General features: G+C 42.8%; 11 protein-coding genes. 10 read left to right on the forward strand and 1 reads right to left on the reverse strand.

Annotated elements, in window-relative coordinates; translation table 11 throughout:
• The first annotated feature begins 143 nt into the window (after positions 1-143).
• On the forward strand, positions 144-2,078 hold the full coding sequence (locus DXD68_RS17575; protein WP_122362819.1) for a heparinase II/III family protein: 1,935 nt from the start codon (positions 144-146) through the stop codon (positions 2,076-2,078).
• 7 nt (positions 2,079-2,085) lie between these two features.
• Entirely contained in the window at positions 2,086-3,291 is a 1,206-nt protein-coding gene (locus DXD68_RS17580; RefSeq protein ID WP_199715733.1) for a glycoside hydrolase family 88 protein, read from the forward strand.
• Positions 3,292-3,354: 63 nt separating this feature from the next.
• Here DXD68_RS17580 and DXD68_RS17585 read toward each other — a convergent pair whose 3' ends face one another.
• The gene (locus DXD68_RS17585; RefSeq protein WP_122362820.1) at positions 3,355-7,374 is read right to left on the reverse strand and encodes a two-component regulator propeller domain-containing protein; all 4,020 of its coding nucleotides are present in this window, start codon (positions 7,372-7,374) and stop codon (positions 3,355-3,357) included.
• A gap of 114 nt (positions 7,375-7,488) precedes the next feature.
• Here DXD68_RS17585 and DXD68_RS17590 point away from each other — a divergent pair, with 114 nt between their 5' ends.
• The 8 genes from DXD68_RS17590 (at position 7,489) to DXD68_RS17625 (ending at position 22,034) form a co-directional block, all read left to right on the forward strand.
• The gene (locus DXD68_RS17590) at positions 7,489-7,929 is read left to right on the forward strand and encodes a DUF6078 family protein (RefSeq protein ID WP_122362821.1); all 441 of its coding nucleotides are present in this window, start codon (positions 7,489-7,491) and stop codon (positions 7,927-7,929) included.
• Positions 7,930-8,637: 708 nt separating this feature from the next.
• Positions 8,638-12,582: a DUF6383 domain-containing protein gene (locus DXD68_RS17595; protein ID WP_147383003.1), complete on the forward strand. Its 3,945-nt coding sequence runs from the start codon at positions 8,638-8,640 to the stop codon at positions 12,580-12,582.
• Positions 12,583-12,872: 290 nt separating this feature from the next.
• Positions 12,873-13,460: an RNA polymerase sigma-70 factor gene (locus DXD68_RS17600; protein WP_122362923.1), complete on the forward strand. Its 588-nt coding sequence runs from the start codon at positions 12,873-12,875 to the stop codon at positions 13,458-13,460.
• Positions 13,461-13,525: 65 nt separating this feature from the next.
• Positions 13,526-14,533 carry a FecR family protein gene (locus tag DXD68_RS17605; RefSeq protein ID WP_122362823.1) on the forward strand — a complete coding sequence of 336 codons (1,008 nt, stop codon included), beginning with the start codon at positions 13,526-13,528 and terminating at the stop codon, positions 14,531-14,533.
• A gap of 149 nt (positions 14,534-14,682) precedes the next feature.
• Positions 14,683-18,261 (forward strand): TonB-dependent receptor, encoded by a 3,579-nt coding sequence (locus DXD68_RS17610; RefSeq protein ID WP_122362824.1) that lies wholly within the window; start codon positions 14,683-14,685, stop codon positions 18,259-18,261.
• A gap of 16 nt (positions 18,262-18,277) precedes the next feature.
• The gene (locus DXD68_RS17615; RefSeq protein WP_122362825.1) at positions 18,278-20,035 is read left to right on the forward strand and encodes a RagB/SusD family nutrient uptake outer membrane protein; all 1,758 of its coding nucleotides are present in this window, start codon (positions 18,278-18,280) and stop codon (positions 20,033-20,035) included.
• An 89-nt stretch (positions 20,036-20,124) separates the two neighbouring features.
• Entirely contained in the window at positions 20,125-21,093 is a 969-nt protein-coding gene (locus DXD68_RS17620) for a metallophosphoesterase family protein (protein ID WP_158585906.1), read from the forward strand.
• A 14-nt stretch (positions 21,094-21,107) separates the two neighbouring features.
• Positions 21,108-22,034, forward strand: coding sequence for a metallophosphoesterase family protein (locus DXD68_RS17625; protein WP_158585907.1), 927 nt, complete (start codon positions 21,108-21,110; stop codon positions 22,032-22,034).
• Positions 22,035-22,126: the final 92 nt, after the last annotated feature.

Raw genomic sequence — 22,126 nt, forward strand, 5'->3', positions numbered from 1 at the left:
TAGTTCTATACGAACTACGACTATGAGAAAACCCGTTAAAACCTCCCTTTTGGACGATTGGGGCACATGAATTGGATAAATAATCCTGTAGTTTATGGACTTTCTTTCTACTTTTGTGTATTACCATGAAACAAATGCGACTTATGAATGTATGTAAAAATGTAACTTTATTGTGCCTGTTACTACTATTAACAACCCCTGTCCATGCATATGTTGAACGGGATTTGCTACAACAGGCTGCCAATGTGGAAAAACTGGAATCTGTATTGATTCTCAACCAGGAGTGGGTGACTTACCCACTTTATACCGACCGTGCCGGTTGGGATCAGTTTCTGGGTAACTACAAGAATGAGTATATCAAACGGGGAGAGAAGTGGTTGGACTACGAATGGAAAGTCGTAAAAGCTACCGATTATATAGAATATGAACGTAGCGGCAACCGTCGGATCATGGAAGATCCTTTCGGTAGTAATAATACAGCCCTTGCCGATCTGTTGATGGCAGAACTGGCCGAAGGAAAAGGCCGTTTTATCGACCAGCTAATCAATGGTGTGTACCAATCCTGTGAAATGACTTCCTGGGTTTTGTCCGCCCATTTGAGCGCACAGCATTCGAAAAGGTCTTTGCCGGACTATAAAGAACACGTGATCGACCTAACTTCCGGTGATTTGGGATCATTGCTTTCATGGACTTACTACTTCTTCCACTCCGAGTTTGACAAGGTAAATCCGGTTATCTCCGAACGCTTGCGCCATGAGTTGCAGGAACGTATTCTCGATACCTATATGAAAGAAGATCGTTTCTGGTGGATGGCTTTCAACTATAAGCCGGGAACTTTGGTTAACAACTGGAATCCGTGGTGTAACTCGAATGTCCTGCAATGTTTTCTGTTATTGGAAAATGATAAAGAAACGTTGGCAAAAGCCGTTTACCGTACGATGGTTTCAGTCGATAAATTCATCAACTATACTCATTCCGACGGAGCTTGTGAAGAAGGCCCTTCCTATTGGGGGCATGCTGCCGGAAAGATGTATGACTATCTGCAATTATTATATGACGGAACAGGTGGTAAGATCAGTCTGTTCGACCAACCGATGATCAGGAACATGGGCGAATACATTGCCCGTTCATACGTAGGGAACGGCTGGGTGGTGAACTTTGCCGATGCTTCCGCCAAAGGGGGAGGAGATGCACCGATCATCTTCCGCTATGGAAAAGCAGTGGGCAGCGATGTGATGATGCAGTATGCTGCTTATCTCAGCAGCCTGTCGAAGCAGAAAGCCCCTTCTTCCGGACGGGATATATTCCGCACATTGCAAAGTATTCTTTATGCCAAAGACATGGAGCAGGTAAAACCTGTCTACGAATCGCCCGCTTATACCTGGTACCCGGAAACAGAGTTCTGTTATATGACAAACAAATCCGGTCTTTTCTTCGCTGCCAAGGGAGGCTATAATAATGAAAGTCATAATCACAACGATGCCGGAACTTTCTCGCTCTACCTGCATACGACTCCGGTTTTTATCGATGCCGGCGTAGGAACGTATACCCGTCAGACGTTCAGCAGCGAACGATATACGATCTGGACCATGCAAAGCAACTATCATAACTTACCGATGATAAACGGTGTACCCCAATCATTCGGAGCAAAATATAAAGCAACGGACGTTTCTTTTTATCCGAAAAGCAGTACGTTCTCGGCTAACATCGCTACTGCTTACCCCGAAGAAGCCGGAGTCAATAAATGGCTTCGTTCCTATACGCTGGGCAAAGGAGAATTGAAGATCAAAGACACATTCACTTTGAATGAGTTGAAAGACTTCAACCGCGTTAACTTCCTGACCTGGGGGCAAGTGGATATTGCCACTCCCGGTGTAGTCGCTATCGAAGTGAATGGCGAAAAGGTTAACCTGCAATATGATAAAAACACTTTTACTCCTTCGCTCGAGACTATTACGCTGGATGATCCGCGTTTATCCAATGTGTGGGGAAAAGAGATATACCGCCTTTCTTTGACGGCAAAGAAGAAAGCCCTCTCCGGAACGTATGTGTACACAATCAAACAAAACAATAAATAAAGAAAGAATGAAAAATTGGATCGCTCTTGCTTTCTCCACCTTCCTGATATCGTGCGGAGGAGCACCTAAAACAGTAGAGAAAAGCTTTGTTGATGAGAATGCCGATTTCGCCCGCGCGCAGATCGGTAAGGAAATAGAAATCATCGAAGCCAATGGTAAATTTATGAATCCTGTCACGTTGAAAAAAGACAGTTCCGTCTATTATTGCGGTTATGCAGACTGGCGCAGCGGATTTTTCCCTGGGTCAGTGTGGTATCTGTATGAATTGACGGGCGATACGGCATTGCTCCCGCTTGCCCAGAAATATACGCTGGCAATCGAAGAAGCCAAGAACCTGACCTGGCATCATGACATCGGGTTCATTATCAACTGCAGTTTCGGTAACGGTTTGCGTCTGACTGCCGATCCGTCTTATAAAGAAGTGATGGTGCAGGCCGCCAAGTCATTGTCTACCCGTTTTCGTGAAGCTCCACAGGTGATCCAGTCCTGGAATGTCGATCGTGGCTGGCAGTCGGAACGTGGCTGGGAATGTCCGGTGATCATCGATAATATGATGAACCTGGAACTGATGTTCGAAGCCACTCGTTTATCCGGCGATTCTTCTTTCTATAAAATAGCCCTGGCGCATGCCGACCGCACGCTGCAGGAACACTTCCGTTCGGATGGCAGCTGTTACCATGTGATCGATTATAGCCTGGAAGATGGTTCCGTACGTCACCGCCATACGGCACAGGGATATGCACACGAATCAGCCTGGAGCCGCGGACAAGCGTGGGCAATCTACGGTTTTGTGGTTTGCTATCGTGAAACAGGCGACCGTAAGTATCTGGATCAGGCGCTGAAGACATTCAACTTCATGAAGAATCATAAGGCAATGCCGGCTGACCTGATCCCTTACTGGGATATGGATGCACCGAATATTCCGAACGAACCGCGCGATGCCTCGGCTGCTTCTTGTATCGCTTCCGCTTTGTATGAGATCAGCACGCTGGATGTTGAGAATGCGGCAGACTATAAAACATATGCCGACAACATCATGACATCGCTGGCTTCTCCGGCTTATCGTGCGGCTTTAGGTACGAACGGCAACTTTATCCTGATGCATTCTGTGGGTAGTATTCCTCATAATTCGGAAATCGATGTTCCGTTGAACTATGCCGATTATTATTTCGTCGAAGCCCTGAAACGTAAAAAGGATATAGAAGCTAAATAGTAAATGAGATATTACTTATAAAACGGATAGGTACCCGTGCTGTAAGCGGTGCCTATCCGTTTTTTATGAATGAAGTGATTTCTTCCTGTATTCCGCCGGTGTCGTATCGAACTGTGCCTTGAAGCAACGGGTGAAATAACGGGGAGAGCCGAAGCCCAGCATATCCGATATCTCGGCTATTTGGAGATCGGGACGGTCGATCAGCAACGTTGCTGCCCGCTTCAGTTTACAATTCAGCACGAAATCATTCGGAGTCATACCGGTAAGAGCTTTGAACTTGGCATATAAAGAACTGCGGCTCAATCCCAGTTCCTTTGCCAGCGTGTTCATATCGAATTCGATGTTGTTGAGGTTCTCTTCGATGATCTTGTTTACGGCATCCATAAACTTTTGGTCGATCGGATTGCTGGCAAGCGACTGCGTATCGAAATCCCTCTGCTCATTGAATTTCTTTTGCAGGATAATACGGTTACGCACCAGGTTGTTGCAGCGGGCCAGCAGCACTTTGGCATTGAACGGCTTGCTGATATAATCGTCCGCCCCGCGTTGTAACCCTTCTATGCTCTGTTCCGTCGAACTGAGTGCCGTAAGCAGGATCACCGGAATGTGACAGACATCAAAATCGTTCTTGATCTTCAGACACATCTCCGTACCGGACATTTCCGGCATCATGATGTCGCTTACGATAATATCCGGCTTTTCACTGCGCGCAACCTCCAATCCCTCTTTCCCGTTCCGTGCCAGCAATACTTTATACATCGGCGAGAACAGGGAATGAAGTATCTGAAGCAATTCCTCGTTATCATCGACCAGCAGGACCGTATAGGTCGCATCCGTTTCAGCAAAAGATAGTTCGGGAGTGCTTTCAGGAAGCTCTGCACGGATACTTTCCGGGAGAATCTCGTTCCGTATAGCCTCGTTGTTCGGTTCAACGAACTGGCATTCGCCTTCCTTGAAATGCGTCCGCCCTTTAGGCAACCGCACGATGAAGATACTTCCGTATCCGGGCGTACTTTCCACCTGTATTTTACCGTGATGCAGTCCGATGATGCTTTTGGTGAGCGACAGTCCGATACCGGTACTCGGCTGTGGTGTATCCGGTGTCTGATTGCCCGCCTGATAAAAACGGTCGAATATCTTATCGATATCTTCCTTATTGATCCCGATTCCGTTGTCTATGATCTTGACAATGATCGTCGTTTCATCCTCTTCGATCACCATCTCGATACTCGCTCCCGGCTTGGTGTATTTGAAAGCGTTCGACAGCAGGTTATAAAAGACTTTCTGCATCTGCTTGGGATCGAACCAGCAGGGAATGTTTTCTTCTCCGGAAGTAAAAAGATAGGTTACCGAACGGCTGGAAGCATATTCATAGAACGACAGATAGATCTCTTTCAGGAACGGCACGATGTTCTGCTCGTACACCTTCAATTTGACATGCCCTTGTTCCAGTTTGCGGAAGTCCAGCAACTCGCTGATCAATGCCCTCATATTATGCGTGTTGCGATATATCTTCAACAGCTTGTTGTAGGTTGAAGGAGCCAGTGAACTGCTTTGCAGCAATAGTTCTATCTGTGAAATGATCAGCGTCAGCGGCGTGCGGAATTCGTGCGATATATTGGAGAAGAACTGTAACTTCGCCTGGTTCAGTTCCTCGATCCGCTCTTTCTCTTTCCGTTCATACTCCAGGGAAGTCCTAAGAAGCAATTGCGACTGTTTGAAGCGGAAGAAACCGAAGATCAGACCGCCGCCAACCAGCACATATAAGATATAAAACAGAGGCGTAGCATAGAACGGCGAATGTATTGTAATCCCCATCCGGATCGTCTGCGGTTCAATCCGCGTGTCGTATTGTTTTTCGCGTACGACCAATGTATATTTACCCGGATTAAGGTTCGTATATTGGATACTGTTGTCGTTGTTGCCGATCCATTTGCTGTCAAACCCTTCCAACATATATTCGTAAGCTGTCTCTTTCAAAGTATTGATATAGTTGTTCGAGTTGAACGCGATAATGAGATTGTTCTGATTGTGGTTCAAGTGGAGCTCCTGGGTATAAGGCAGTGCTTCGGATAAAATACGTGTCGGGTCTTTAGGCGAAACCAACTCGTTATTCACATAAAGTTCGGAGAAATACAACTGATAATCTTTGGCGGGACGAAACATATCCTGTTCGAAGAACGTACTCAAACCGTCTATGCCTCCGACAAATATCTCGCCGTTGTCACATACCAGAAGCCCGCACCCTTTATTGATTCCCGACAGAGGAAGCGCCGTGCCGAGTTCGACCACTTTGAACAGTTCCTGCTCCGGATCGAAGAAAGAGAGCCCTTTATCACCGGAAATAATCAGATAACCCTGCTGTGAGTCTTGTATCTCGTAGCAATAGTTACTGAGGATCAGGCTGTTTTCCGTAGTATATCCTTTGAATTTATTCTTTTGCCGATCATATAAATATAAGCCGGCTCCATGCGTACCAAACCATATATTTCCTTTTTTGTCTTCACGGATAGTCGAGATAGGCTGATCTCCCAGCCCGTCCTGTCCGCAACGGAAGACGGTTTTATCCTCTTCATTGTTCAGATTGATTTTATAGATAATCTTACCGGAAGTTATCCAGATGTAATCGTTCGAGTCGATTGTGAAGCTGTGGTTGCCGTATTGTTTGCCGCTGGGAAATATCGGTGTGATCTGCTCCGTGTCGAGATCCATCTTGACACTTCCCCACTGGGTCAGGAATATCAGGTATTTATCTTTCCATATCTGCATTTGGTTGATACGGTCGCCTGCCACTACTGCATACGAAGGAGTTTCAAAATAAGGGTTTCTGAATCGTCTGCGGGGAATATCGAAAATGGACAGTCCGCCGGTGTGCGTACCGATATACAGCTTGTTGCGTTTGGCGCTGTAGGCTATATCTTTCAGATTGTCGTGGGCGATGGAGTTCTTATCCGGGTCGGCCATGAAATAGGTGAATGTCTTCTTTTCCCGGTCGAAGAGGTTCAGTCCGCCGCCTTCGGTGCAGATCCAGATATTCTCGTCTTTATCTTCCACCATATGTCCGACAAAGGGGAAACTGACACAGTCGTTTCTGGACTTATCCGCCGTATAAAAGGTAAACAGATCCATTTCGGGATTGAAATAATGGACACCTCCGTAATAAGTCCCCAGCCAGATACTTCCCTGCTGGTCTTTGAAAACCGGAAAGACGGAAGAGTGGGCGAGGCTGCCCGGAAGATTGTCGCGGGTATAGACCTGGAAATGACCGTTATGCGGATTGTATTTGTTCAGTCCCGTGAAAGTGCCTATCCAGAGATTACCGAAGTTATCTTCCACAATCCCTCTGACCTGGTTGCTGGAGATATTGTTTGCTTTCGTCGGGTCATAGCGGAAACGTTCGAAGTTACCGGAAGGTTCCCTTTTATAAAGTCCGTTCATTCGTGCCGAGATCCACAGGTTGGCATGCGAATCTTCGAACAGGGCATAGATATCTTCGCTCGGAATGATACAGTTCAACGGTTTATCCTTTTCTCTCATGTATAACCCGGCATTCGTCCCGACCCAGCATTGTTTCTGCGAATCGACGAGGATACGGGTGGCATGCTGGTAACGAAACTCCAGCTTGAACTGGAACTGAAGCTCTTTCTTTTGCGGCTCCCAGATAAAGACAGAATCCGCTATCCCGACCCAGAGTTGTTCGCCACCGAATGCAACGGCTGTGACTATCGATCGTTCCAGGCAGGTAAACTCCTGCGTATGCAGACTGTATTGTATGAGCGCATTATCGGAAGTGAAGTAGATATTTCCCTGCTGGTCTCCGGTTATGAAATTGATGCTGTTGCCGATCGTGGTCTCTTTGTCCGTCCCGCTTTTCAGCGTGGGTTTGTGTGAGGTGACACGGACACCGTCGAAAACGCTCAGTCCTTCTTCCGTCCCGAACCACATGCGCCCCAGTTCATCCTGGTAGATGGACATTACGGAAAGTTGGGAAAGCCCTTCTTTCATCCCGATATGTTTAAAATAGATAGGGAAGGCGTAAGAAAGGACATGCAGGAAGATGAATAGTATGATCGTTTTTCTCATGGCTTTTGCACTATTTGTAGGCGAAGATAGGGATAAAATCCGAAACTATTTTATAGGATGACGAGTATAATGTGCTATCTTTGTAAATCATGGTATCCGTAAAATCTATAAATTATGAAAGCTGATTTCAATTATGCTGATTTTCCTGCTACTTTCGCTCATTGCTTCAATGAACAGTGCCGGCGTTGTGATAGTTGCTTACGACATCAAATGGCTCTTCGTGTTCCAAAGGAGCGCGCTGGCTTGTATATAATCAATCCCGGTTACCTGGAATCCCTTTCCGGCGAGACCTGTCGTTTCTTCCTGCTCGATCAGCCCCAGCGGTTTGCGATAGGCATAACCGGCTTGTTCGATGACCTTCCCGTCCGCAAAGCCAATATCATCAAAGGTCAAATAATGAGCTATATGGGGCGTTCTAACTTTTACCGTTGCAAGCGGAAGGAGCGTATGGTCAAACCCAAAGAGCAGGCTTATATCAAAAAGCTGTTTCTCCGTCAAGATATCGAGGATGAACCGAAATATGACGAATACCGGGAGTATTACGATTTGGGTTAATGCCTGATAATTAGTATATTCCAGTTTCATTGTTTTTTCATGGAATGGAACTTTTGTTTCATATAATATGGAATAAAAGTTTCATATATTATATAACTAAAGTTTCGCAATATATGGAACTTTAGTTCCGTAATATATAGAACTCTGGTTCCATAATATGTAGAACTTTTATTATAATATGTGGGGTAAACTTTGATGGATGAATGTAGGATGAATGATGAACCTTTTGGTCGTGAAAAGTCTTTTCATCGGTGGTTTTGTGCATGAAAATGCGAAAATTCGTAATAATCGCATTTGAGAAGCTCCAGGTATATAATAATATTAATGTACGTGCGCGTACATTATATATAGTAAGACTGAAACCTATAAAAAGAAAATAATTGATTTATGCCTTTGTGGAGTATGATAATTAAAGACTAGAAGGCGAAAAATGAATGACTAATTTTAACGTCCCTTTTTTCTAGTCACAAAATTACGACAATATTTTTAACCGGCAATCTTTTCTTGTTTATTTTTTCCTGTTCCTATTTCCTTTCTTATCAACACGATAGCAAAGTCTGTACGAACTTCGCCCTTTTGATTACGAACTCTCAAAAAATGACTAGAAAAAAGGGACGTTTAAATTAGTCACTCGATATCGGACGAGGTTTAAACGCTTATTGAAAAGAACTTTTATATACACTATTATTAATATTAAATTTATTGATTATGAACAAAAAGTTTTCTACGTTAGTGGCTGTCCTTTTGGCAGCCGGAGCTTGGACGACGCTGGATGCTAAGGTAGTACAGGTTACTACTCCGGCAGTTGGGGTTAAGTATTTGTTGGGAGATGCTATTACAGCTGATGGAGAGGGATTAACAAATGCCTTGACTGCTACTACTACTACAGCTTCATGGAGTGCTATGGCTATTGCAGATGCAAATTCTGCAGGTTGGGAATTGGAAGCAGGTACTAATGGTTCTTTTTTAAAGACTAGTGAAGGTTATTATGTAACAGTGGATGATGGTAATACAGCGACTGGAGCTGTAACGTTGTCCAATGCTGCTGATGTAGCTGCTACTAAGCGTGTAGAATTTGATGTTACCGTTAATTCGGATGGTACTGTGAAGTTTACAGTAAACACCGATTGGGCTGCTACAACAAGTAAGCATACCAGCTATGACGAAACTTACGAGTTTAAGAATGCTAATGGTACACTGACTATTGAAAATAATGGTTCTTCTTATGTAGTAGGTGCTTACCTTTCAAGTGCTTACAAAGATGTTCCTGGTTTCGACCTGCCTGCTGGTGATGACGGCGCTTTGGATTTCGCTGCAACAGCAGATGAAGTTGCTCCTACTTATAATACTCCTGTTTATGTTAAAACATCTGGAAATAAGTATCTTGCAGTAGAACTGAAAGATGGTGCATATGTAATTAAGGAATTATCTAGTGCTCCGACAGCAGCCAATGCATTAAGTGCTTCTTGGTTGTGGGATAATGGTAAATTGTATTCAGTTGCAGCTGAACAGGCTGACAAAACTGCGGTTTTGAACTATGCAGCGCCTACTTATTCAATTGTTACTGATCCTACTTTGGGTGCAACATTTGGTATAGCAGGCGGTGCATTGACTGGTGGTGCAGGTACTGAAACATTCTATGCTTCTGCTGTATTGGCAGGTTCTCAGTTACATTCGTCAATGAATATTACTGGAGCTCAGAATATTGTAAGTGGTGACCTGAAGTTGTTGGAAAGTGTACCTTCCGGATATGCTGTTATTGCATTAAAATCAGGAAGTACTGTTAATTATCTGACAGCTGATGCTAATGCAGGTGCTATCAGTCCGTCAGACATGGATGATTATGAAAAGTACTTGTGGAAAGTTTCTGAAAAGACTGTAATGGGTGATGATATCTATTATACTTTCACAAGCTTGGCAAAAGATGCTGATGGCAATGCTTATCAGAAAGAATTCAAGGCAAATACAAAGTATTCTGTAAATGGTATTACTTTATCTGATAAAGGTGGTAACGCTATTAATGTAACCGGAACTACCGGAGGTACTCCTGCTATTTTCGGTTTCTATCAGGCTTTCCCTCTGGCTCATACACAAAAAGAATTGAATGATCTTCTGCAACCCGGTTTCGAACTGACTGTTAAGTACGAAAAAGACGAAGATAAGACAATCGAAAATATCAGTGTATTCCAGCAAAAGATGTATCCGAAGGGTACAAGTGCGAACGCTACTGAAGTAGAATTGTGGGATAATGAAGAGTTTGACCAAGGTACAGGTGCTAAGAAATTAGTATTGGATACTGAAGCAACAGTAGGCGGTAAGGTTAGTGGTGCTTTCAAATGGTTGACTGAAAAAGAGATTAATAAAGGAAAGGCTGGTCAATACGTAAGTAAATTCCAGTTCCAGTATGCTCAGGGTAATGAGTCTGTTATCACTAAGCTGGTAGTAGTAGGTGAAGGAAATGTTTCTATCCTGTTCAATGATAGCAAATATTATCTGACAACTTCTACAGATGCAAAAGCTAAATTGCCGTATATCAAACTGGGTGGTGACAATATTTATCCTGTTAAGAATCTGTTAGGCAAACTGTGGAATATTTCTTATGCAAACTCAAGAGCTAACGCAAAAGCTGAAGATGAGGAATATAAGCTGAACGGTATTCTGGCTGTAACTTATGACAAGAACGGTGAAGCTCCTAAATGGGATGCATCGACTTCTGCATGGGTACAAGGAACGACTACTGCTGTTGCTGACTATGTAGCATCTAACACCGTAGCTGAATCTGCTCCTGAAGCACAGTGGTTGGTTACAGATGCTGATCCGAACACGAATACATTTACTTTGACAAACCGTGAAAATCCGTCTGTGAAGATTATGAATCTTAGCTTGCGTGAACGTGATGGTAAGTTTGAAGTATATTCGACTAAGGTTAATAGTCTGAACTCTACTTCACAGGATAACCTTAAAGGTGATGAAAACGATATCGTTTATCTGGAAGAATCATCTAAAGCTGACAACTTCCAGGGTTATATGCAGACAACTGAAAATACATTGAGAAGCAATAACTATCACCTGGGTCAATATCATGCAATCGCAGGTAACCATAATGCTTACTTCGTGGAAAATCATGACAATAGCCATAAGATCGGTGCTGTTGCTGATTCAGAAGCTGCAGACAAGTGGAAACTGCACTTCGCAATGAAGGCTGACGAAGATGGTAAGTATACAGAAGTGGATACTGTAAAGATCATCACTGAGTATTATATACTTAACAAAGATGGTAATGGGAGAGAAACTGACGCTAAGAAGATCAAGAAAGATACATTAGCTATCCTTCCGTATACATTCCAGAAAGTAGAAAACCGTGAATTCGTTGCATTCAATCCGGAAAGCAAGACTCACTTCGACTATTATGCTTGTGATGCAAAGAACAAAGATAACAGTGTTGGTAATTATACAAAAGCAGCACGTTTCGCCTTGAAGGTAAAACCGAACGGTTATAACTTCATCGAACTTAATGACGAAGCATTCGATTCTAAGGTGTCTCTGTCTAACAGCCCGGACAACGGTTACCTGGAAAAGATGGAAACTTATGCTGACGACAACAACTCTATAATGGTAGTGGAAGCTGCAGACGCTTCAGAATATCATAAGATTGGTGTAGAATGGGGTGATACTATCAGCTTGTACCGTGACGAAAACAACTCCCAGGTATTGTTTGAAAAAGGGGATGAAAAGTCAATCGTCGAAAAAGATACTTTGAGCTTCCTGAACATCGACAACATCAACCAGTTCAATGTAAACCCGGCTATCTTTGCTGACACTGCTTACATCAACCGTTGGGATGCTGATGGCGTATTGAATACAACTTATCAGTATCTGTTGACGCTGAATCCTTCATTTGGTCTTCATACAGAAGATTGTGAAATTCCGAGTCACGAACCGATCATCGGTGGTATCGATACAGTTTATGGTCGCTTCCTGGTGAACCTGATTGACACAGCTAACGTATATGGCGTAAACCATATCCACAGCAACTGGTATACAAACGACGATGAAGCTGGTGAAAAGCTTGCTAAACTGTCATTCGTAGAAGGTTACCATACGAACGATACATTGTATCTGACTCGTCAGGGTGGTGAAATAGTTAAGATCGGTATGAATGCTCCTGATTTCAACGTTGCTAAGTTTGCTTTCCGTTATGTAGATAGCGCTGCTAAAACATTCAAAATCCAGACTCAATGGAAGAAATATCTGGGTGATGAAAATGAATATGATACAGCTGCTGAATTTGCAGAAGCTTACGAAAAGAACCCAGGTTATGTTTCTAACGAAGGTTACCTGAAATGGATCAACGGTACAGTAGTAGTAACAAAAGGTTATGAAAACGGTGATGTATTCGGTATCGAAGAAAACGTTAAACGTGATCCGGTTGCTAACGAAACAATCGACGCTTCTTCAATCAGTGTTGTAGCTGCTAACGGTGCAGTTATCATCAAGGGTGCTGAAGGTAAGAAAGTTACTATCAGTAACGTGCTTGGTCAGACTGTTGCTAATGCAGTGATCACTTCTGACGAAGCTACAATCTCTGCTCCTGCAGGTATCGTTGTAGTTGCTGTTGAAGGCGAAGCCGCTGTAAAAGCAATCGTAAAATAAGTAATTATTTAAAATCAAATAATTCTAAATTGTTTACCGCGCGTCGTAGGGGCGGTTCGCGAACCGCCCCCTGATAATTACCCTGCGACAGGCGAACAAGCGGTAGATATTAATACTAAAGTAATGAAATAAAGTTCTTCTGTTCCGACCTCTGTGAAGAGCGAAGACAGACCAAAAACAAGCCCCGGGAGATGCGTCTTCCGGGGCTTTGTACTTAAATGATTGATACTATGACATTGAAAATAAAATGTTTTGATTAATTTTGCCTATCCTTATTGAGAGAGAGATACGTGGAATATTATGAAAAACAAATAATACGAGGAGTAAAGGAGGGCGATGAAAATGCTTTCCGTAGTCTTTATGACAATTACTATCATCGTCTTTTCTGTATTTCCCGGCAATATCTGCAAGATGATTTTCTGGCGGAAACGATTGTCTCAGATGTCTTTTTTCACCTTTGGGAAACCCGTAAGACACTGGATATACAAATATCCCTGAATGCGTATCTGATACGTATGGTTCGTAACTTCTCTTTGAATTATCTGCAGAAGAATTATGTGGAGAAAGAAGTCAGCCTGAACGGTCTCGATATCACTTCCCCTTTGTTATTCCTGTCGGACGAATATCCGTTGGGACGTTTGCTGGAAAAGGAAATGTCAGAGAAACTCCATGAAGAAATAAACCGGCTTCCTAAAGAAACACGTCAGGTATTTATCCTCAGTCGCCTGGAAGAACTGAAACATGAGGAGATAGCCGAACGTCTGGGCATATCCGTTAATACCGTCAAATACCATATTAAGCAAGCTCTGTCTATTTTGCGGGATCGTCTAAAAGATTATCAGTTAGTGCTTTTAGCCTGCCTGATGAAAATGTTTTGAAAAAAGTAACTATTCTGACTACCCCATTTCCTCCCTTTTCTTGTCTACCTTATAACAACATAAAAATGAATAATACAGAGAATACATATTACCCGGATGAACTGATCGCAGCTTATTTGAATAATGAGTTGAATAAAGAACAGCGCATTGAACTGGAAAAATGGGTGGCAGCCGATGCCGCTCATAAACAATATTTTTATGAAATGACCGAAATATGGCTGGCAGCTAACGCTACCGCCGGCAGCAAGGAAGAAAGCGAACGGGCGTTTCAACATTTCCGGGGCAGGCTTTCGAAAGCAAAGTTATCGAGAAGATTTTCGTTGTCTTTTGTGCGGATAGCCGCAGCAGTTGTGTTGGGAATCTTATTGATTGGCTCAGGTTTCTATTTGGGCGATCGTCGGTCGGTTGGTCAGTCTCAATATTTACAGGCAATACAGACAATTGAAGTCCCAATGGGATCGCGTAGCCGGATCGTATTGCAGGATGGATCGGTGGTATGGCTGAATGCAGGTAGTAAACTTAGTTATGCCGCAGGTTTTTCACCGAAAGAAAGGAATGTAGTATTGGAAGGAGAAGGTTACTTTGAAGTCACTCATAATGATAAATGTCCTTTTATAGTCACTACGAATGATATCGATGTGAAAGTTTTGGGAACACGTTTCAGTGTGAAAGCTTATAAAGACGAGAAAAATATAGAAGTAATACTGGCTGAGGGAGCGGTCAATTTCATAAATAAAAAAGATTTGGATGCCTCGTTGATCATGAAACCGGAGCAACAAGTCATATATAACCGGGAGAGCGGGCATACAGATATACGGAAAGTACCGGCTTCGCAGGCGGATGACTGGACGACCGGGGCTCATTTCTTTAATGAACTGACGCTCGAACAGATTGCCAGACAATTGGAAAAGTCGTTTGATGTCACTTTTATATTCAGAAAAGAAGAAAAGAAGAATCTGACTTTCTATGGTGATTTCCGAAATGACGATTCACTGGAAGATATCCTGATGATCATGTCGAGCAGCGGTAAATTCAAATATAGAAAGACACACGATATAATAGAGATTTATTAGCAGAGTATTCACCTTAAATTTGAAAGCCTATAGGAAAAGAGAAATGCAGTGGAAATGAGAGATAAAAAAGAATCGGAAAATGGTACGAACATTTCCCGATTCAAATAGTCGTTAAACTAATTTGTTATTAAAAACAACACTACAAAATTATGGAAAACATTCCTTTTGAAAAAGAGAAAGCCGCATTATTTGTACCTAAAAAAACGTTATTTATTACGGCTTTATGTCTTGCTTCGTTAGCAGTAGCCCCACAGTTGGCTTTTGCATCCTTACCGCAGAATCAAAAAATATCATTGGTGGTGAAGAATGTGACATTGAAAGATGCTATCGAAACAATAAAGAAACAAAGTAATTATTCATTTTTTATTGACACAAAAGATGTGGACGTCCACAAGGTTGTGTCAGTCGATCTGGTAGATAGACCTGTTCGTGAAATACTGGCAGCTCTCCTTGATGGACAACAGGTTAAATGGGAGGTAAAAGGTAAACATATCATCATTACATCGGAAGATAAACAAGAAGTTGCAGCTGTCTCCCTGCAGAAAAAGGTTGTCTCCGGTACTATCATCGATGAAAACGGCGAACCTGTCATCGGAGTGAATGTTGCTGTAAAAGGAACGACCGAGGGTACGATAACCGATATGGACGGACATTTTTCTTTGGATGTCTCTTCGGATGCTGTATTGATCGTCTCTTATATCGGCTATCAAACGCAGGAAATAGCCGTTAAAGGAAAGACTGCCGTGAATGTGAATCTGAAAGTAGATTCAGAATTACTGGAAGAGGTGGTTGTTGTCGGTTATGGTGTCCAGAAAAAAGTGAATCTGACGGGTTCCGTATCGACGGTTAATTTTGCTAACCAGGCTGAGTCTCGTCCGGTGACGAATGTTTCTTCTGCTTTGGCTGGATTAAGTTCGGGTGTTTCTGTCTTACAAGGATCCGGACGACCGGGAGAGGATGATGCAACGATCCGTATTCGAGGTGTCGGGACATTGAATAATAGTGATCCGCTGGTTATTATTGATGGAATGGAAGGAGATCTGAATATCTTGAATCCAAACGATATTGAATCTGTTTCTGTTCTGAAAGATGCAGCATCTGCTTCTATTTACGGATCTCGTGCAGCTAATGGAGTTATTTTGGTAACAACGAAAAAGGGAAATAAAGACCGGATCAATATCTCATATAGTGGAAATATATCTATATCCAAACCGAGCCATCTGGTTGATCTAGTTTCTGATTATCCGACTTATATGCGATTAATGAACGAGAGTGCCCGTAATACAGGTTCTCCTGATGTCTATGGTCAGAAAACAATTGATACTTGGGAGGAAGCGAATAAGAACCCGAACGGATTGACTGAAAATGGCGTTCCTAACTGGCTGGCATATCCTAACACGAATTGGCAACGGGAAATGTACCAGAACAATGTGGCTCAGAATCATTCATTGTCAGTGAGCGGGGGAAGTGCCAAGACTACATTCCTGCTGTCTGCGGGTTATATGGATAATCCGGGACTGGTGGAAAATACAGGTTTAAAGCGTTATTCATTCAGAGCCAATGTTCAGGCGACTGTGACCGATTGGCTGACAGTCGGAACAAATACCTATGCAGTGTTACAATCTACGGAGTTGGGAGATTATAAGGCTATGAATGATGGTATGGGCCAGACTTGTCCGGGTGTTATTCCAAAATATAACGGACAATATGGTTTTCCGGAAGCAGCGGAAGAATCTACCCAGACGGATAATATGGCCTGGTTCCTGAATAAACAGGGAGGATTAAAAGAATCATCCCGTTTCAACACGACTGTTTATTCGAAGATTAAATTCCTTAAAGACTTTTCGTGGGACTTTAATTTCAACTATAATCGCCGTTTCGATGAGTCGAACCAGCACAGTACGGCAAATCCGCGCGTGAAATTTAGTACCGGTGAAATCCGTGTTCCGGCAGCCGACCCATCGCAGATGACTACCAACTATAAGAATTACGGCGACCATAGTTATACGTTGGAGAACTTGCTTCGCTATGACAAGACCATTGCAAACGATCATGATATCAACGTACTTCTGGGATATAATGAATATTATTATAAAGAATATGATCATGAATCGACGAAGAAAGGACTGATTGACCCGAGCATCTCAACTCCGGGATCAGCAACGGATATGGTGGAGATTAAGGGAACCGCGGAAGATAAGTCTCTACGTTCTTTCTTCGGACGTATCAATTATGCTTATAAATCGCGTTACTTGTTTGAAGCCAATATGCGCTATGATGGTTCTTCCCATTTCGCATCCGGAAACCGATGGGGGGTATTCCCTTCTTTCTCTGGTGCGTGGCGTGTCACAGAAGAGGATTTTATGAAAAGCCAGAATTTATTTCAGAACCTGAAGCTGCGTTTATCCTGGGGGCAACTTGGAAATAATGCAACAGATGGTGAATATGACTATCAGGCCCTTTACGAGGCTGTTAAATATCCGTTGAATGGCATTTTGCAAACTGGTTTGTGGCCGGAGAAGATTGCTAATGGCTTATTAAAATGGGAAACGACTTCCGTAGTTAATGTGGGTGTTGATGCCGCTTTATTGAATAGTCGGTTGACTGCAGAGGTGGATGTCTATAATAAAGTAACGGACGGGATTTTGACAACTCCTCCAATCTATTTAACAGCTGGTGATAAAAAAGCACCGACGCGTAACACTGCCGAAGTGACTAACCGGGGTATCGATCTGACTTTGGGATGGAAAGATAAGATCGGACAGGTAAACTACAGTGTGATTGGTAATTTCTCTTATAACCATAATGAAGTGACCAAATATAAAGGAAAACTGACCGAAGGTTGGGTTGTGAATGAAAAGGGAGAAAGAGTTTACAAATCAAACTTAGGAGACGTGTCCGATTCTAAAGACCAGCGCAGGGTTGTTGAGGGGCATAAGATACACGAGTTTCATCTTCTGTCACCTTATCAGGGGAATCAGCAGTATTTCAATGCCGACGGTTCTGTCAATGTCAATGGCGGTCCGAGAGATGGTATGATCCGGACCAAAGATGATATGGCATGGTTGGAAGCCATGCAGGCGGCAGGCTATAAATTCATGCCGAACCAGAATATCGGAAAGAATCAGCTGTGGTATGGTGATTTGATTTATGCAGATACCAATGGTGACGGTATTTATGGAAACACGTATGATAAAGAGTTGACCGGAACATCAATGACCCCTAAATATAACTTTGGTTTACAATTGAATGTCTCCTGGAATAACTTTGACGTATCCATGTTGTGGTCCGGTAGTGCGGGATTTGATCTGTATTGGGCACAGTTTGGTTTTAACCTGCCGACAACAGGTTATGGAAGTGCTTTGGGACAACGGGTTGCTGATGATCACTATTATTATGGCGAAGGTAACGCTTCCGATCTGACACCCGATAATCTGAACGGTAAATATCCTCGTCTTCTTAATAACTCCAATGCGGCACAAAACAAGCAGGAGAGCACTTTTTATCTGTATAATGGGAATTTCCTGAAATTGAAGAATCTGTCGGTGGGATATACATTGCCGTCCAATATCTCGGGAAAGGTATTCGCTGAACGTATCCGTTTGTATTTTTCCGGCGAGAACCTGTGTACTTTTACTTCTTTCCCCGGACAAGATCCTGAAATAGGTAACAGTATAGGTTATCCTTCACTGAAACAAATATCATTTGGTGCAAATATTACATTCTAATACAAAAAATAGAACGATGAAAAAGATCAATAATATATTAGTCGCTTTGGCAATGGTGGCAGGATTTGTAAGCTGCCAAGGTGGTTTATTGGATACCAATCCATATGATTCTGTCGGTTCGGAACAGATGTGGACGAATGAGAACCTGACGGATATGGGCGTAATGTCCATTTATGAAACCCTTCGCTACAGCAAGGTAGGGGTAGAGATTTATTTTTACGATGAGTTTGGTTTTACAGGTCAAGGACGTGATGTGACAACTTTGTGCAGCGGATCGATTACTGCAAGTAACAGTTTATTTTCGGATACCTGGAAACAGTTGTATGAAGGAGTAAGCCGTGCTAATGATGCGATTGCGAATATCCCTGTCAAATCTCCGGTTACGGAAGAGAAAAAAAGCCGTTTACTTGCAGAAGCCAAGTTCATGCGTGCTTATTTTTACTATCGTCTGAACGAACTTTATAAGGGAGTTCCGGTTTATCTGGAACCGACACCTGTCGATGAATTTACTAAGGGACGTGAAACCGAAGAAAAAGTGTGGGAAGTCGTTTTGAACGATTTGAATGACTGCATTAATGAACCATTATTGCCTGACCGGTATGAGAAGGGAAGTGCCAGTTACGGACGTGCTACTAAAGCTGCCGCGTATGCATTGCGGGGTAAAACATATATGTGGATGAAAGAGTATGCGAAAGCGGAAGCTGATCTCAGAAAAGTGGGTGAATTGGGGCATAAGCTGTTTGACGGACCCTATAAAATGCTTTTCAAAGAAGAAAATGAGCAATCTGACGAGATGATCTTCTCTGTACAGAATGTAGGCGTGAAGGATTATGGTTCGACTACTCAGTTCCGTTTGGGAACTCGTGTATCTTTCGGCTCATGTTGGAATACTTATCTGCCTAATCCGGATTTTGTCGATTCATACGAAAATGCCGATGGTTCACCGTTCAACTGGGATGATTATATTCCGGGATACAATGCAATGACACCCCGTCAGCGTGAAGTTTTTTTCCTGCGGGATGGTTTGACGGACGAAGAGATAGAGACTTTCAAGGAAAAAGGGGCTGATATGTCTAAGTATTTGTCGGAAGGAAATGAAGCTCGTATCCGGAAAGTATACGAGAATCGGGACCCGCGTCTGACAGCTTCCATTATAACTCCTTATTCCACTTATTTCGGGGCTGTAGATATGAATGAGAATACCTATACGCTTCGCTGGCCGTACAGAGGTTATGATGACAGGGAACCTTTTGACATTCGTACGCATACTTCAACGATCTTCTATTATCTGTATCGTAAATATGTATATGAAGGTGCTTCGGAAACACCGGCACGTGATTATTGCCCGACGGATCAGCCGTTGATCCGTTACGCTGATGTCCTTTTATTATTGGCGGAAGCATTAAATGAGCAAGGTAAAACAGACGAGGCTGTTCCTTATGTGAATATGGTTCGTGAGCGTGCTGGGGCTGCATTGCTTAACAGTAACGAGTATACGAGGGTAAAAGGGCAGGACGATTTGCGTAAGAGGATACAGAATGAGCGTCGTTGGGAATTTGTGATCGAAGGGGTTAACTTCTTTGATGAGTTGCGTTGGAAGACCTGGAAAGAGTCGAAATTCAACAATGGCGTGAATTGCGGGACTAAAGCAGCTACGGGTGAGATCATATATCAGAATATTTGGCTGGGAGATTACATGTATAAGTGGCCTATTCCGGCAGCAGAATGCGAACGGAATGGTAATCTGGTACAAAATGACGGTTGGATAAACTAATAAATAATTGTTTTTTTAGAAGCATAAAAGTATCTGCGGGAAGATATGCCTCATCGGGTGCTTTTATGCTTCGTTATTTGAAATATACCATGAAGAAGATTCTATTTTTATTGTTACTGTTGAATGTGAGTCTGTGCCTGATGGGACAGGATAAAGTGAAGTTCGTTCTTTTTGCAGACATTCATTACGACAGTATGCCGGACGGTAACGAACGGTTATCTGCCATTATCAAACATGCGGAGAAGCAGAAAGCCGATTTTATGCTGGAACTGGGAGATTTTATACCGGCAAAACCGGAATATGATACAGTGAAAGAACAAATCAATTCGAGTGCCATCCCTATGTTCCATACGTTGGGGAATCATGATATAGACCGGATTGATAAGAAAACCTATATGGAATATTGGGGAATGCCTGCTTCCTACTATCATTTCGATAAAGGCCCGTTCCGTTTTATCATTTTGGATTCGGATTTCTTTATAGACAAGGATGGTGTGTTAAAATCATATGACAAGGGAAATTATGCCAGGGTGAAAGAAGAAGACAGGAATCGTTACAGCAAGGAGGAAATGGCTTGGTTGCAGGATTTATTGCAGGATACTACGCGTATTTGCCTGCTCTTTTCCCATGCACCGGTAAACGACCGCTATGCAGAAGTTTCACAGAACAGGGAACTGCATGAAATGTTACTTCAGGCTCGGGAGAAAGGAACTAAAATCGCGATGGTTTTTGGCGGGCATATGCATAGTGACAATTACCATCAGATAGACGGTATCCATTATATGCAGGTCAATGGAGCCAGCAATATCTGGGGGGGAGAGAAGTTTGTCAATATGGAAAGATATCCGGATTCTTTGTATCGGAAATATCCGTCTTTGAAATATGTGATACCTTATGACAGAGCTTTGTATGCAACAGTAGAGATCGATACGAAAGGAAATATCAAGATCACCGGAACGAAGAGCAAGTATGTCAAGCCGGAACCGGATAAGGAATTACTGAAGACAAAGCCGTATCCTTGTTCGTCTGTCATATCCTCATTAAAACTGAAATATTAGGTATGTTGAAAGTTATGAATTATTTATTCTTGTCCGTATTTATACTGATATCCACTCTGTCGTTGAAGGCTGCAACAGGTGATGAACTTGCTTCGGTGGTAAAGATCGGCATTATCTCAGATGTACACGACCAGCCAGAGCGTTTGCAAGCTTTTATGGATAAAGCGATGGAAGAAAAGCCGGACTTTATTATTCAGTTGGGCGACTTGTCGAACGGAAAACCTGAGAGTAATGTCAGGATGCTGGAGATCTGGAATACTTATCCGGGTCGAAAATACCATGTGTTGGGCAATCATGAACTGGATTATGCTACCAAAGAAGAAATAGTAGGTCGTCAGGAGATGCCGGGAACCTATTATTCTTTTGACTGTGGAAACTATCATTTTGTCGTATTGGATTGTAACTTTATCCTGAAAGATGGTGAATATAGAGACTATGCCAATGCCAATTATTATATAGACAAACAATTTCGTGACCTGATCGATCCGGAACAGGTAGAATGGTTCAGGCAGGATGTGATGAGGACGGATAAAAAGGTGATCGTATTTTCACATGAAACATTTGATGATATAGAGATCAGAGGTTCTAATCCGGTACCGAATCGTTTGTTGGTGCGTGAAGTGATCAGAGAGGTGAATGATCGTTTACCCACTGGCGAACATAAAATAATAGCTTGTTTTGCCGGGCATGATCATCTGGATCATTATAACCGGATCGACGGTGTCCACTTCTTTGCGGTCAACAGTGCCCTGGGCTTTAAAAAAGGACTGGAGATAAAAGATTCGTTGTATGAATTTGTGATGTTGGATGATAGGGACCGGACGATACGGATACAAGGCGTTCAGAGTGAATTTCTGAACTCTCCTACAGATGAGGACTACGGGCATTATCCAAAGGAGCTGATATTTCCTTTTATTCAGGACAGGAAAGTTTCTTATTGATAGTTTACAGAGTGTTCCTGTTGTTTTTGTTATGGCAGAGGAACACTCTGACCTGCATACAGAGTGTAAATAATGCTTCTGTGATGAAATCT

This window comes from Parabacteroides sp. TM07-1AC, from assembly GCF_003480915.1.
Classification (GTDB): domain Bacteria; phylum Bacteroidota; class Bacteroidia; order Bacteroidales; family Tannerellaceae; genus Parabacteroides; species Parabacteroides chongii.